The sequence below is a fragment of the Micromonospora sp. LZ37 genome, assembly GCF_059359015.1.
Genome location: NZ_JCADBL010000001.1, coordinates 312,252 through 326,315, shown reverse-complemented (window position 1 = coordinate 326,315; position 14,064 = coordinate 312,252). Strand labels below are relative to the sequence as shown.

At 74.8% G+C, this 14,064-nt stretch carries 10 protein-coding genes; 6 read left to right on the top strand and 4 right to left on the bottom strand.

Annotated features, from left to right (window positions below; genetic code table 11):
• Nucleotides 1-74 precede the first annotated feature (74 nt).
• The 5 genes from AC5L3Z_RS01555 to AC5L3Z_RS01535 are packed head-to-tail and all read left to right on the top strand — an operon-like array spanning nucleotide 75 to nucleotide 7,708.
• Entirely contained in the window at nucleotides 75-2,252 is a 2,178-nt protein-coding gene (locus tag AC5L3Z_RS01555; protein WP_494838912.1) for a molybdopterin oxidoreductase family protein, read from the top strand.
• Nucleotides 2,249-3,685 carry an FAD-dependent oxidoreductase gene (locus AC5L3Z_RS01550; protein ID WP_494838910.1) on the top strand — a complete coding sequence of 479 codons (1,437 nt, stop codon included), beginning with the start codon at nucleotides 2,249-2,251 and terminating at the stop codon, nucleotides 3,683-3,685. The genes AC5L3Z_RS01555 and AC5L3Z_RS01550 overlap by 4 nt, the downstream gene beginning before the upstream one ends.
• Nucleotides 3,686-3,714: 29 nt before the next feature.
• A complete protein-coding gene (gene nirB / locus AC5L3Z_RS01545; RefSeq protein WP_494839573.1) occupies nucleotides 3,715-6,276 on the top strand; it encodes a nitrite reductase large subunit NirB in 2,562 nt (853 codons plus the stop codon).
• A complete protein-coding gene (nirD, locus tag AC5L3Z_RS01540; protein ID WP_494838909.1) occupies nucleotides 6,273-6,620 on the top strand; it encodes a nitrite reductase small subunit NirD in 348 nt (115 codons plus the stop codon). Before nirB ends, nirD begins: the two co-directional genes overlap by 4 nt.
• Entirely contained in the window at nucleotides 6,620-7,708 is a 1,089-nt protein-coding gene (locus tag AC5L3Z_RS01535; RefSeq protein WP_494838908.1) for a uroporphyrinogen-III synthase, read from the top strand. The genes nirD and AC5L3Z_RS01535 overlap by 1 nt, the downstream gene beginning before the upstream one ends.
• 76 nt (nucleotides 7,709-7,784) lie before the next feature.
• Here the strand turns inward: AC5L3Z_RS01535 and AC5L3Z_RS01530 are convergent, their stop codons facing one another.
• The 4 genes from AC5L3Z_RS01530 to AC5L3Z_RS01515 form a co-directional block, all read right to left on the bottom strand.
• Complete coding sequence (locus AC5L3Z_RS01530) at nucleotides 7,785-8,408, bottom strand: GTP-binding protein (RefSeq protein WP_334529433.1); 624 nt, start codon at nucleotides 8,406-8,408, stop codon at nucleotides 7,785-7,787.
• A complete protein-coding gene (locus tag AC5L3Z_RS01525; RefSeq protein ID WP_334529430.1) occupies nucleotides 8,389-8,751 on the bottom strand; it encodes a DUF742 domain-containing protein in 363 nt (120 codons plus the stop codon). Before AC5L3Z_RS01525 ends, AC5L3Z_RS01530 begins: the two co-directional genes overlap by 20 nt.
• A gap of 91 nt (nucleotides 8,752-8,842) precedes the next feature.
• Nucleotides 8,843-9,250 (bottom strand): roadblock/LC7 domain-containing protein, encoded by a 408-nt coding sequence (locus tag AC5L3Z_RS01520; RefSeq protein ID WP_007465177.1) that lies wholly within the window; start codon nucleotides 9,248-9,250, stop codon nucleotides 8,843-8,845.
• A complete protein-coding gene (locus AC5L3Z_RS01515) occupies nucleotides 9,247-12,441 on the bottom strand; it encodes a sensor histidine kinase (protein ID WP_494838907.1) in 3,195 nt (1,064 codons plus the stop codon). Before AC5L3Z_RS01515 ends, AC5L3Z_RS01520 begins: the two co-directional genes overlap by 4 nt.
• Before the next feature lie 436 nt (nucleotides 12,442-12,877).
• Between AC5L3Z_RS01515 and AC5L3Z_RS01510 the strand changes: the two genes are divergently transcribed.
• Nucleotides 12,878-14,059, top strand: a complete 1,182-nt coding sequence (locus tag AC5L3Z_RS01510) for an ABC transporter substrate-binding protein (RefSeq protein WP_494838906.1) — start codon at nucleotides 12,878-12,880, stop codon at nucleotides 14,057-14,059.
• The last annotated feature ends 5 nt before the right edge of the window (nucleotides 14,060-14,064 follow it).

Below are 14,064 nucleotides of genomic sequence, written 5' to 3'. Positions count from 1 at the left end.
TGTGAGCCGCTCTTGACAGGACCGAAACAGCGGGGACCCGGAGCGGAAACCGCCCGGCGGCACGCTTCCCAGGCATGACAGAACGTGCCCGCTCCGCGACGCAGCCCGGGGCCGCACCCCGGGAGGCGGAGACGCACTGCCCGTACTGCGCGTTGCAGTGCGGGATGGTCCTGCGGGACACCGGTGAGCGGGTCGAGGTGCTCCCCCGGCAGTTCCCCACCAACCGGGGCGGGCTCTGCCAGAAGGGCTGGACCGCCGCCGAGCTGCTGGACCACCCCGAACGGCTGACCAGCCCGCTGCTGCGCGAGCCCGGCGGCGAGCTGCGCCCGGCCGGCTGGGACGAGGCGATGGCGCGGGTCGCCGAGGGCATCCGCACCGTCCAGACCGGACACGGGCGGGACGCCGTCGCCGTCTTCGGCGGCGGCGGGCTCACCAACGAGAAGGCGTACGCGCTCGGCAAGTTCGCCCGGGTCGCGCTCCGGACCCGGCACATCGACTACAACGGCCGGTGGTGCATGTCCTCGGCCGCCGCAGCCGGCATCCGCGCCTTCGGCGTCGACCGCGGCCTGCCGTTCCCGCTGGCCGACCTCGGCCGGGCGCGGACCCTCCTGCTGGTCGGGGCCAACCCGGCGGAGACCATGCCGCCGCTGATGCGCCACCTGGCCGACCAGCGGCAGCGCGGCGGACGGCTGATCGTGATCGACCCCCGGGTGACCGCCACCGCCCGCCAGGCCGACCTGCACCTGCAACCGCTGCCCGGCACCGACCTCGCGGTGGCCAACGCGCTGCTGCACATCGCGCTCACCGAAGGGCTGGTCGACCGGGCCTACGTCGCCGCCCGTACGGCGGGCTTCGCGGAGGTGCGGCGCACGGTGGCCGGGTACTGGCCGGCAGAGGTCGAGCGGCTCTCCGGGGTCCCGGTCGCCGACCTGGAGGCGACCGCCCGGGCGCTGGGCACCGCCGACAGCGCGATCATCCTGACCGCCCGGGGCGCGGAACAGCACGCCAAGGGCGTCGACACGGTCAGCGCCTTCGTCAACCTGGCGCTCGCCCTCGGCCTGCCCGGCCGCCCCGGCTCCGGGTACGGCTGCCTCACCGGTCAGGGCAACGGCCAGGGCGGCCGGGAGCACGGGCAGAAGTCCGACCAGCTCCCCGGCTACCGGAGGATCGACGACCCGGCGGCCCGCGCCCACGTGGCCGGGGTCTGGGGCGTCGAGCCCGACGAGCTGCCCGGCCCCGGCGTGCCGGCGTACCGGTTGCTGGACTCGCTCGGCACCCCGGACGGACCCCGGGCCCTGCTGGTCTTCGGCTCCAATCCGGTGGTCTCGGCGCCCCGCGCCGCCCGGATCACCGACCGGCTGCGCGGGCTGGATTTGCTGGTGGTCGCCGACTTCCTGCTCTCCGAGACGGCCGCGCTGGCCGACGTGGTGCTGCCGGTCGCCCAGTGGGCGGAGGAGGACGGCACGATGACCAACCTGGAGGGTCGGGTGCTGCGCCGCCGCGCGCTGCGCCCCCCGCCCCCCGGGGTCCGCACCGACCTGGCCGTCCTCGCCGACCTCGCCGCCCGCCTGCAAGCGGGAGCCCCCGGCGCTCCCCTCGCCCGGGGCGAGTCACCCCGCCCGGGCGGGACGGCAGCAGGCGGGCCGGCGGCGGAGCCGTTCCCGACCGACCCACGGGTGGTCTTCGCCGAGCTGCGGCGGGCCTCGGCCGGCGGCCCGGCCGACTACGCCGGGGTGAGCTGGGAGCGGATCGAGCGGGACGAGGGTGTCTTCTGGCCCTGCCCGGACCCGGACGGGCCGGACACGCCCCGGCTCTTCGCCGACACCTTCCCCACCCCGGACGGCCGGGCCCGGTTCCACCCGGTGACCCACCGGCCCGCCGCCGAGGAGGTCTGCGCGGAGTACCCGCTGCACTTCACCACCGGGCGGGTGCTGGCGCAGTACCAGTCCGGCACCCAGACCCGGCGGGTCGAGGCGCTGCGCCGGGCCGCCCCGGGCGCCTTCGTCGAGCTGCACCCCGACCTGGCCGACCGGCTCGGGGTGGCCGACGGCGACGAGGTGCGGGTCACCTCCCGCCGCGGCGAGCTGCGCGCGCCGGCCCGGCTCAGCACCGGGATCCGGTCGGACACCGTCTTCGCGCCGTTCCACTGGGCCGGCGCGGCCCGGGCGAACTCGGTGACCAACGACGCGGTCGACCCGGTCTCCGGGATGCCCGAATTCAAGATCTGCGCCGTCCGGGTGGAGAAGGCATGAGCGGAAACGTGGTCATCGTCGGGTACGGCATGGCCGGCTCCCGGCTCGCCGCGGAGCTGCACGCCCGCGACGGCGACCGGAAGGTCACCGTGCTCGGGGCGGAGCCGCACCGGGCGTACAACCGGATCATGCTCTCCACCCTGCTGGCCGGGAAGGTCGGCGAGCCGGACGTGGAGCTGGCCGAGGTCGCCGGGCAGGGCACCGACGTGCGGACCGGGATCACCGCCGTCGCGGTCGACCGGGCGGCCCGCGAGGTCCGCACCGACGACGGCGACCGGATCTCCTACGACCACCTGGTGCTCGCCACCGGCAGCCGGGCCGTGGTGCCACCGCTGCCCGGCCTGGACCCGGCCGACCTGCCGGAGCGGGTGGTCCCCTTCCGCACCCTGGCCGACTGCCGGCGGATCCTCGCCGCGGCCGACGGGGCACGCAGGGCGCTGGTGCTCGGCGGCGGACTGCTCGGGCTGGAGGCGGCCCGCGGGCTCGCCGCCCGGGGGCTCGACGTCGGCGTGGTGCACCCCCTGCCCTACCTGATGGAACGCCAGCTCGACCCGGCCGGCGCCGCCGTCCTGGCCGGCACCCTCGCCGGCCTCGGGGTGACCACCCACCTGGCGGTCGCGGCCACCGGGGTGGCCGCGGCCGGCAACCAGGTCCGCCTCGACCTGGCCGACGGCCGCTCGCTCACCGCCGACCTCCTGGTTATCTCCTGCGGGGTACGCCCCGAGACCGCCCTGGCCGCCGCCGCCGGACTGGCGGTGCAGCGGGGCGTGGTGGTCGACGACCGGCTGCGCACCAGCGACCCGCACATCTCGGCGATCGGCGACTGCGCCCAGCACGACGGCGCGGTGAGCGGGCTCGTAGCCCCGGCCTGGGCCCAGGCCCGGGTGGTGGCGCAACTGGTCACCGGGGAGGACCCGACGGCCCGGTACCGGCCCCGGCCGGTGGTGACCCGGCTCAAGGCGGCCGGCGTCGACCTGGCCGCGATGGGCGACCCGACCGGTGGGCCCGGCGAGGAGCTGACCTTCACCGACCCGGCCCGGGGCACGTACGCCCGGCTCCGCATCCACGACGAGCGGCTCACCGCCGCGATCCTGCTCGGCGACAACCCGTCGGTCGGCACGGTGGTGCAGCTCTTCGACCGGGGCGGGCCGGTCCCGACGGACCGCCGGGCGCTGCTGCTCGGCCGCTCCCTCGGCGCGACCGCGGCGGCCCCCGCGCAGTCCCCGGCGCTGATGCCGGACGCGGCGACCGTCTGCCAGTGCAACGACGTCAGCAAGGGAGCGCTGGTGGGCTGCTGGCGCGCCGGGGCCCGGACGGTCGACGACGTGGTCGCCTCGACCCGGGCCGGCACCGGCTGCGGCGGCTGCCGGGAGGCGGTCGCCGGCATCGTCGGCTGGCTGTCCGAGGTGGACTCGGTGGAGGTGACCGGATGACCGAACAGACACCCCGAGGAGGTGGCGCGATGACCGGCGGACGAGTGGTCGTCGTCGGCAACGGCATGGTCGGGCAGCGGTTCGTCGAGGCGCTGCGCGCCCGCGACCACCAGCGCCGCTGGCGGGTCACGGTGCTCGCCGAGGAGCGCCGGCCGGCGTACGACCGGGTGCGGCTCTCGGCGTTCTTCGACGGGGTCGGCGCCGACGAGTTGAACCTGCACACCCCCGACGACGGGGTGGAGCTGCGCCTGGGCGAGCCGGCCACCGGCATCGACCGGGCGCGGCGGGTGGTCACCACGGCGACCGGCGAGCACCGGTACGACGTGCTGGTGCTGGCGACCGGGTCGTACCCCTTCGTGCCACCGGTGCGGGGAGCGGACCTGCCCGGGGTCTTCGTCTACCGGACCCTGGACGACCTGGAGGCGATTCGGGAGCACGCCCGGGGCCGGCGGGTCGGGGCGGTGATCGGCGGTGGACTGCTCGGCCTGGAGGCGGCGAACGCGCTGCGGCTGCTCGGCCTGGGCACCCACGTGGTGGAGTTCGCGCCCCGGCTGATGCCGGTCCAGGTCGACGAGGCCGGCGGCGCGATGCTCCGCCGCTGGGTCGAGGAGCTGGGCGTCACCACCCACCTCGGGGTGGCGACCACGGCGCTGCGCCCCGGCCCGGACGGCGTGGTCGCCGCGCTGGAGCTCTCCGACGGCGGCACGGTCGACGCCGAGCTGGTCGTGGTGGCCGCCGGCATCCGCCCCCGCGACGAGCTGGCCCGGGCCGCCGGCCTGCCGCTCGGCCCGCGCGGCGGGGTGCTGGTCGACGCCGGCTGCCGCACCGGGGACGGGCGGATCTGGGCGGTGGGCGAGTGCGCGGCGGTCGAGGGCACCTGCCACGGCCTGGTCGCCCCCGGGTACGCGATGGCGGAGGTGGTGGCCGACCGGCTGCTGGGCGGCTCGGCGACCTTCCCCGGGGCGGACACCGCGACGAAGCTGAAGCTGCTCGGGGTGGACGTCGCCTCGTTCGGTGACGCGCACGGCGCCACCCCCGGCTGCCTGGACGTCACCTTCACCGACCCGGCCACCCGGTCGTACGCGAAGCTGGTCCTCTCCGACGACGCGCGGACGCTGCTCGGCGGGGTGCTGGTCGGGGACGCGAGCGCCTACCCGACGCTGCGGGCCAGCGTCGGCGGGCCGCTGCCCGCTCCCCCGCTGGCGCTGCTGGCGCCGGCCGGGGAGAGCGGCGGCGGGGTGGCCGCGCTGCCGGGCGCGGCGCAGGTCTGCTCCTGCAACGCGGTGACCCGGGACGACATCGACGCGGCGATCGCCGGTGGCGCCGCGGACGTGCCGGCGCTGAAGGCGTGCACCCGGGCCGGGACGAGCTGCGGCTCCTGCGTGCCGATGTTGAAGCAGCTGCTCGACGCGGCCGGGGTGCGGCAGTCCAGCGCGCTCTGCGAGCACTTCGACGTGGGTCGGCAGGAGCTGTTCGACATCGTCCGGGCGCGGGGCGTCCGCACCTTCTCCCAGCTCGTCGCCGAGCACGGGCGGGGGCGGGGCTGCGACGTCTGCAAGCCGGTGGTGGCCTCGATCCTCGCCACGCTCGGCACCGGGCACGTGCTCGACGGCGAGCGGGCGTCGTTGCAGGACACCAACGACCACTTCCTGGCCAACCTGCAACGCGACGGCAGCTACTCGGTGGTGCCCCGGATCCCCGGCGGGGAGATCACCCCGGAAAAGTTGATCGTGATCGGTGAGGTGGCCCGGGACTTCCGGCTCTACACCAAGATCACCGGCGGGCAGCGGATCGACCTGTTCGGGGCGCGGGTCGAGCAGTTGCCGCAGATCTGGCGCCGGCTGGTCGACGCCGGCTTCGAGTCCGGCCACGCGTACGGCAAGGCGCTGCGCACGGTGAAGTCCTGCGTCGGCGAGACCTGGTGCCGCTACGGCGTACAGGACTCGGTCGGCCTCGCCGTCGCCCTGGAGCTGCGCTACCGGGGCCTGCGCGCCCCCCACAAGATCAAGTCGGCGGTCTCCGGCTGCGCCCGGGAGTGCGCGGAGGCCCGCAGCAAGGACTTCGGCATCATCGCCACCGACACCGGCTGGAACCTCTACCTCGGTGGCAACGGCGGCTTCCGGCCCCGGCACGCCGACCTCTTCGCCACTGATCTGTCCACAGAAGCACTGATCACGCTGATCGACAGGTTCCTCATGTACTACATCCGCACCGCCGACCGGTTGCAACGCACCGCCGCCTGGATCGAGGCGCTCGACGGCGGCCTCGACCACCTGCGCGCGGTCATCGTGGACGACTCGCTCGGGCTCTGCGCCGAGCTCGACGCCGCGATGGCCGGGCACGTCTCGTCCTACTCCGACGAGTGGCGCGACGTGCTCGACGACCCGGAGCGGCTGCGCCGCTTCACCTCCTTCGTCAACGCCCCGGACGTGCCCGACCCGTCGATCACCTTCGCCGTCGAACGCGGTCAGCCGGTGCCCGCCGGTCGCGCCGCTGCCCCACCCGGCCCGGCCGCGCCGGTCGACCCGGCCGACTCGCCGCCCCGCCGCCGGCAACCGGTCACGCTGGGCCTGCCGGAGGTACGGCGATGACCGCGGCGATGACGCTGACCTGGACGCCGGTCTGCCCCCTGGACCGGCTGGAGCCCGACCGGGGCGTCGCCGCCCTCGTCGACGGGGTGCAGGTGGCGCTCTTCTCCACCGGCGACGAGCTGTTCGCGGTCGACAACCTCGACCCGGTCGGCGGCGCGTACGTGATGTCCCGGGGCATCGTCGGCAGCCGCGGCGGCGCGCCGACCGTCGCCTCCCCCCTGCACAAGCAGGTCTACGACCTGCGCACCGGGCGCTGCCTGGACCTCGCCGAGGTGACCCTGCGCCGGCACGAGGTCCGCTGCCGGGACGGCGTCGTCGAGGTGCGGCTACGACAGGAGGAGTGATGCGGGACGAACTGGCCGGGTTCACCGTCGGGGTGACCGCCGACCGGCGGCGCGACGAGCTGGCCGCGCTGCTGGAGCGGCGTGGCGCCCGGGTGGTGCTCGCCCCGGCCCTGCGGATCGTGCCGCTGGCCGACGACACCGACCTGCGCGAGGCCACCCGGGCCTGCCTGGACCGGCCGCCGGACATCCTGATGGCGAACACCGGCATCGGGATGCGCGGATGGCTGGAGGCGGCCGAGGGTTGGGGGCTGGCCGAGCCGCTGCGCGCCGTCCTCGCCCGGTCGTACGTGGTGGCGCGCGGGCCGAAGGCGCGCGGCGCGATCCGGGCGGCCGGCCTGCACGACCAGTGGTCCCCCTCCTCGGAGAGCTGCGAGGAGGTGGTCGACCACCTGTGCCGGCGCGGGGTGGCCGGGCAGGTGATCGCCATGCAGCTGCACGGCGACCGCCAGCCGGAGTGCACCGAGGCGCTGGAGGCGGCCGGGGCGACGGTGATCGAGGTGCCGGTCTACCGGTGGGCCCCGCCGACCGACCCGGCCCCGCTGCACCGGCTCATCGACCTGGTCGCCGGCCGGATGGTCGACGCCGTCACCTTCACCTCGGCGCCCGCGGCGGAGGCGCTGCTGCGGGCGGCCGGGGACCGCACCGAGACGGTGCTGGCGGCGCTGCGCGGGGACGTGCTGGCCAGCTGCGTCGGCGCGGTCACCGCGGAACCGCTGGTGCGGCGCGGCGTACCGGTCAGCGCGCCGGCCCGTGCCCGGCTCGGGGCACTGGTCCGGCAGATCGTCGACGAGCTGCCCCGGCGCACGGTGACCGTCAAGGCGGCCGGGTACCTGTTGACCCTGCGCGGGCACGCCGCCGTGGTCGACGGGGAGCTGCGCCCACTCGCCCCCGCGCCGATGGCGGTGCTGCGGGCGCTGGCCGCCACCCCCGGCCGGGTGCTGTCCCGCACCGCGCTGCTGCGTACCCTGCCGCGCGGCGCGGACGAGCACGCGGTGGAGATGGCGGTGGCCCGGCTGCGGGTGGGCCTGCAGGCCCCCCGCGTCGTGCAGACCGTCGTCAAGCGCGGCTACCGACTCCGGGTCGAGTAGGACGCCGGCCCGGCCCCGTCTCCGTGGTGCGGAGGCGGCGCCGGGCCGTCGACCGGTGCCCGGGGGCGTGGGGCCGTCAGCCCACCGGGGCCGGGAAGCCGCGCCCGTGCTCGGCCTGGAGGCGGAGCATGGCGTGCTCGACCACCGTCACCAGCACCTGCTTGACCGACTCCCGCTGCCGGGCGTCGCACATCACCAGCGGCACGTCCGGCGAGATCGCCAACGCCTCCCGGATCTCCTCCACCTCGTAGTGCGGCGCGTCGTCGAACCGGTTCAGCGCCACCACGTACGGCAGGTTGCGGTTCTCGAAGTAGTCCAGCGGCGCGAAGGCGTCGGTGATCCGCCGGGTGTCGACCAGCACCGCCGCACCGACCGCACCCCGGATGATCTCGTCCCACATGAACCAGAAACGGGTCTGGCCCGGTGTGCCGAAGAGGTACAGGATCAGGTCCTGCGCCATGGTGATCCGGCCGAAGTCCATGGCGACCGTGGTGGTCTCCTTGCCCGGCACCTTCGACGGATCGTCGATGCCCACCCCGGCCGCCGTCATCAGCGCCTCGGTGGTCAGCGGTGTGATCTCGGAGATCGCCCCGACCAGGGTCGTCTTGCCCACGCCGAAGCCACCCGCGATCACGATCTTCGCGGAGATGATCTCCCGGCTGCGGTGCGCCCCGGCGGGGTCATAGTTCGCGAAGTCCACTTAGCACCCTTCCCAGCAGGTTCATCCGCTCCTCGTAGCCTTCGGCGGGAGCGGCAGTGTGTAGCGTCAGCAGGCCCTCGGCCACCAGGTCGGCGACCAGCACCCGGGTGACGCCCAGCGGCATCCGGGTGTACGCGGCGATCTCCGCCAGCGACTGTGCCCGGCCCTCGCAGACCGTGGCGATGCGGTACTTGTCGTGCCCGGCGAACCGCGATTCGGCGACCTGAGTTGGAGTCGCCGACAGCACCGCTTCCAGGGCGATGTCCCGGCTGGGCTCGGTCCGGCCCCGGGTGACCGCGTACGGGCGCACCAACGCCCCGCGCGGGTCCCGCCGTGGCTCCATCCGCGATCACCTCCTCCCCACCCGGGGTCACCGGCCCCGGAATTCGTCTCCCGGCCGGGCGTGGTCACGCCCGGCCCCACCCCGTCGTGCGCTACGAGCGCACCGCGTCCCGCGGTAGCGGGACCAGCGCGGCGCCCACCCGCTCGACCAGCAGCGCCATCTCGTAGCCGACCTGGCCCACGTCGCAGCTGCGGGCCGCGAGCACGGCCATCGACGACCCGTCACTGATCGACATCAGGAACAGGTAGCCGCTGTCCATCTCGATCACGGTCTGCAACACCCCGCCGGCGCTGAACATCCGGGCAGCACCCTCGGTCAGGCTCACCACGCCGGACGTGATCGCGGCCAACTGGTCCGCCCGGTCCCCCGGGAGGTCCCGGGAGGAGGCGAGCAGCAGCCCGTCCGCGGACACCGCCACCACGTGGGCGATGCCCGCCACGCTGTCGGCGAAATTGGTGAGCAGCCAACCCATGTCCTGCATGGCCGCTGGCCTGTTCATCGGCTCGTCTCCTTGGTCGAGGTGCTGTTCTGGTCCGTACCGGCCGACCGACCGCGCTGCACGCCGCGGTGGTAGGCGGAGAGCAGGCCGCGTACTTCGTCGGGGGTGCGACGGCTGCGGTCCCGGCCGCCCTTCGGTTCGATGCCGCCGGGTACGAGTTGGGCCTGCGGCACCCGCTTGGGCAGGCCGGATCGGGTGGTGCCGCCGGTGGCGGGCTCGGCGGCCCGGGTGGCCCGGGTCCAGCCGTCGTCCGCCGCGGTCCGCCACGCCTGCGGGTCCGGCGCCGCCGCCGGGGGGGCGGTCGGGGCCGGCTGCTCCGGGGTCACCGGCGGCGCGGGCGGCGCCGCCGGCGGGACGTACGAGGGCGGCGGCGTGGCCGGCGCGGGCGTGGCCGGCGTCGTGCCGGCGGTCGCCGCCGCGGCCGGGACCCGGGTCGGCAGCGGCGCCCGGGTGGGCGTCGACGCGGCGGTGCTCTCCGGCTGGCGGGGCGCGGGGGCGGGCGGCTCGTCGAAGTTGGGCCGCTTGAAGATCGCGGTGGCGTCGTCGCCGTGGGACCGGAACCAGACCGCCTCCATCTCCCGGAAGATCGGCGAGTCGGCCGGCGGGCTCGGCCGGGAGACCACCGGGGCGGCCGGCGCCGAGTACGACGCCGCCGGTACGGCCGGCGCCGCGGCGAACGGCGCCGCCGGGACGGTCGGGGCGGTCGGGGCGGTCGGCGCCGCGGCGAAGGGCGCCGGCGGTGCGCTCGGCGCCGCGGCGAACGGCGTCGGGGCGGGTGCGGGCACCATCGGTTCGGCCGGCACGCCGGCGACCGGCCCGGCCGGGAGCACCCCGGCGGTGTCGCCGTTCGGGCTGCGCTTCGGCAACCGCGGCAGGGTGGGGTTAGCGGTGGTCGGCGCGTTCACCGAGAAGCCGTACCCGGACTCCGCCGGCCCGGAGGAGGTGGGCACGGACGACGCCGGTACCGCCGAGGTCGGGGTGGCCGACACGCCGGGAACCGCTCCACCGAGGTGCACCGCCGGGGCGGTGTCCCGGGCGTCGACCGGTGGCTGCCACGGCACCGGGGTCGGGGCGGGGGTACGCCACTGGTCGGTCAGGGTGGCCGCGCCGTTGCGCCCCCCGGTCAGCGGATCGCCGTGGCCGGCCGGGGCCAGCGGGCCCGGCTCCACCGGCAGGGGCTGGCGCGGCCGGGACGGCACCTGGTCGCGGCCCCGGTTGGCCGGCAGCACCACGGTGGTGTTGGGGAGGGTCACCTGGGCGACCGTGCCCCCGTCGACGTTGCGACGCAGCTCCACCCGGATGCCGTACCGGGAGGCGAGCCGGCTCACCACGGCCAGACCCATCAGCCGGAAGGCGGCGACGTCGACGCTCGGCGGCGCGGCCAGCCGGCGGTTGAGGGAGTCGAGCTGCTCCTCGGTCAGGCCGAGGCCACGGTCCTCGATCTGGATCAGCACGTAGTCGCGGATCCGGCGGCCGTCGGCGACCACGGCGGTGGTCGGGGGCGAGAACCGGGTGGCGTTGTCGAGCAGCTCGGCGACCAGCCGGACCACGTCGTTGACGGCGTGCGCGGCCACCGAGATGTCGGTGTCGACGGTGCCGAACTCGATCCGGTTGTAGAGCTCCACCTCGGACTGGGCGGCCCGCAGCACGTCCACCAGGAGCGCGTCCTCCCGCCGCGGCACCGCCGAGTCGGCGCCGGCCAGGACGAGCAGGTTCTCGTCGTTGCGGCGCATCCGGGTGGCGAGGTGGTCGAGTTCGAAGAGCTGGGCGAGGCGCTTCGGGTCCTCCTCGCCGCGTTCGATCGCGTCCAGCTCGCCGATCATCCGGTCGACCAGGGTCTGACTGCGCCGGGCCAGGTTGAGGAACATCGCCGAGACGCTGGTCCGCAGCGCCGCCTGCTCGGCGGCGACCCGGACGGCCTCCCGGTGCACCACGTTGAAGGCCAGGGCGACCTGCCCCACCTCGTCGCGGTTCTTCAGCCGGATCGGGTCCCGCACCTGGCGGACGATCTCCTCCACGCCGCCGTCGCCGAGGTTGCCCATGCTCTGCAACCGCTTGACCGCGTCCGGCAGGTCGTGGTTGGCCACCGAGAGGGCGCCCTCGCGCAGCCGGCGCAGCGAGTGGTTGAGGGAGCGGGCCAGCACCACCGCGAGGGTGACGGCGATGACCAGGGTGAGCAGCACCAGCAACGACTCGATGACGGCCTGCCGCACGACGTCGGCGCGGGCCTCCTCGGTCCGGGTGAGCAGGCGCTCCTGGAGCTGGAGCTCGGCCCACCGCATCAGGTCGTTGACGGCCCCGATCGAGGCGGTGGCGTCGGCCGCGCTGACCAGCGGACGCTGCCCGACCGACCGGGTGATGTCGGCGGACACCCGGTCGGCGAGCCCGACCGCGTCGCCGGAGACGGCGCTGTCCACCAGGGCCCGCTGGTCGGGCTCGGCGGTGAGGGTGAACGAGACCAGCGCCTCCTGCTGGCTGGTCAGGGTGGCGACGAACGAGGAGAACTGCTCCTCGTCGAGCCGGCCGGCGCTCAGGGCGGTGTAGGCGACCGCCTCCTCCTCGGCGACCGCCGCCTTGGCCCGGCTGAACGCGGCGACCGCGCGGCGGGCGTCGGCCAGGCTCTCCTGGCCGGCGAGCTGGGCCAGGGTGTCGCCGTACCCGACGAGGTCGGTGAGGATGATCCCGTACCGGAGGGTGGCCTCGGCGACGGGCATCTGCCGGCGGTCGAGGACCTCCTGGCGGGTGCCGTCGAGCGTCTCCAGGTGGTCGTCGATGACCGCGAGCTGGTCGCGGACGGCCGGGGGAACCTCCCCGATCCGGCCCCGCTCGGCCCGGTACTCGTCGATCCGCTGCCCGGTGGCCCGGACCCGCAGGTTGTAGTCGTCGGCCTTCTGCTGCGGGTTGGCCAGGTAGCCGGCCGCCGCCATCCGCTCCTTGTGCAGGTCCTGGGCGAGCGCGGAGACGTCGACGGAGAGTGCGGTCAGCGAGCGGATCCGGGTGGCGTCGTACGCCCCCTCGCCGGTGGAGACCAGTCGGATAGTTGCCAGAGCGATGACCGCGGCGACCGGGACGACCAGAATGAGGGCGAGCTTGGAGCGGATCCGGGCGTCCCGCAGCCGGGGCAGCCGTCGCCCCCGGTCACTCTCGGCGGCCTCACCGAATTCGGGCAGGGTCGTCGGTCCGGTGCTCACGACATCGCCTCCGTCGTTTCTTCCACGCCTGACCCGCCAACCCGTGCCTGGTGCAGCGGACACCGCCACGCGCGGCACGGCCGCGATTTCATCAGACGAGATCCTGTTTGGGAAGCCGCAGTGAGGCAGGAAACGGTCAACCGACGACCTGCACGCGATTTGCCCTCATTGCCGCGTACGCTCTGAACAGGCCATGTCACTCCAGAGTGGTCGCCCGCCTCTGCGGAGTGAGCGTTCGTAAACATCTGATGACCCCACGATGTGGGATCGCGATCCCGAAAACGCCGTGACCTTCCGCGCTTGACCGCAGCGGCCGGCATTGGCAAGGTTTTGCAGGCTTTCGCGCACACCGTACGGCAGACGATCCCGTTTCTCCACAGAGGACGGCTTAGCGGCGGTGACCGGGCAGCGCCCGCGCCGCACCTGGAGGAGAGAGTTGAGCCCCATCCGCTCCGCGACCATCGTGGCGCTCGCATCGGCCGTACTGGCCACCACGCTCACCGGCTGCTCGTTCGGCGCGGGACAGGAGGACACCAGCCCGATCGTCGTCGCGGTCGACCTCGAACTCTCCGGGGCCGCGGCTCCGATCGGCAAGGCGTACCAAAGGGCCCTGAAACTGAAGGTCGAGCAGCTCAACTCCTCCGGCGCGCTCGGCGAACGGAAGATGCGGCTGGAGATCAAGGACAATCGTTCCGACGCCAGTGAGTCGCTGCGCAACATCGGTGACTTCAGCAGCAATTCCAAGGTCAGCGCGATCATCATGGGCGGCTGCAACGAATGCGCGGTCGGCGCCGCCCGGACCATCAACGAGAAGCGCATTCCGACCATCGCGCTCGCCCCGTCCAGCGCGGTCTCCAACCCGGTCGCCGAGCGGCGGTACGTCTTCAAGCTGGCCCCGAACGCGGCCGACAGCGCCGGCGCGCTCACCTCGGAGCTGCGCCGTCGCAACATCCGCGAGGTGGGGGTGCTGCACAGCGACGACGACTACGGCCGGGAAGGGCTGAGCGCGCTCGACAAGGAGCTGGAGAAGGCCGGCATCAAGCTGCTGCGCAGCGAGTCCGTCCGGGGCACCGACACCGAGGTGAGCCAGCCGGTCCGCCTGCTGACCGCCCGCAAGCCCGACGCGCTGATCGTCTGGACCCCGCCGGAGCAGGCCTCGCTCGCCGCCACCAGCGCGCGGCAGGCCGGCTTCTCCGGGTCGCTCTTCCTCGACGCGGCCGCCGCCGGCGACCTGTTCCTCGGCTCCGCCGCCCGGTCCACCGAGAAGGCCACCCTGATCTTCACCCAGACCATGGTGATCGACGACGTGATCGCCACCACCCCGGCCAAGGCGGCCCGGCGGCAGTGGTTCCAGGACTACACCGCCCAGTTCGGTGGCTACAACGGGTTCTCGTCCTTCGCCGCCGACGCGGTGCAGTTGATCGCCGACGCGGCGCTGCGGGCCCGCCGCACGGAGGGCGCGGTCAACCGGGACGGCATCCGGGACGTGCTGGAGACGTCCCAGCTGGACGGCCTCTCCGGGCCGATCCGGATGACCCCGGACAACCACTCGGGCCTGATGCCCCAGGCGTTGACCACCCTGGTCGCCCGCGGCGGCCGCTGGCGCCTGGCCGGCTGAGCGGC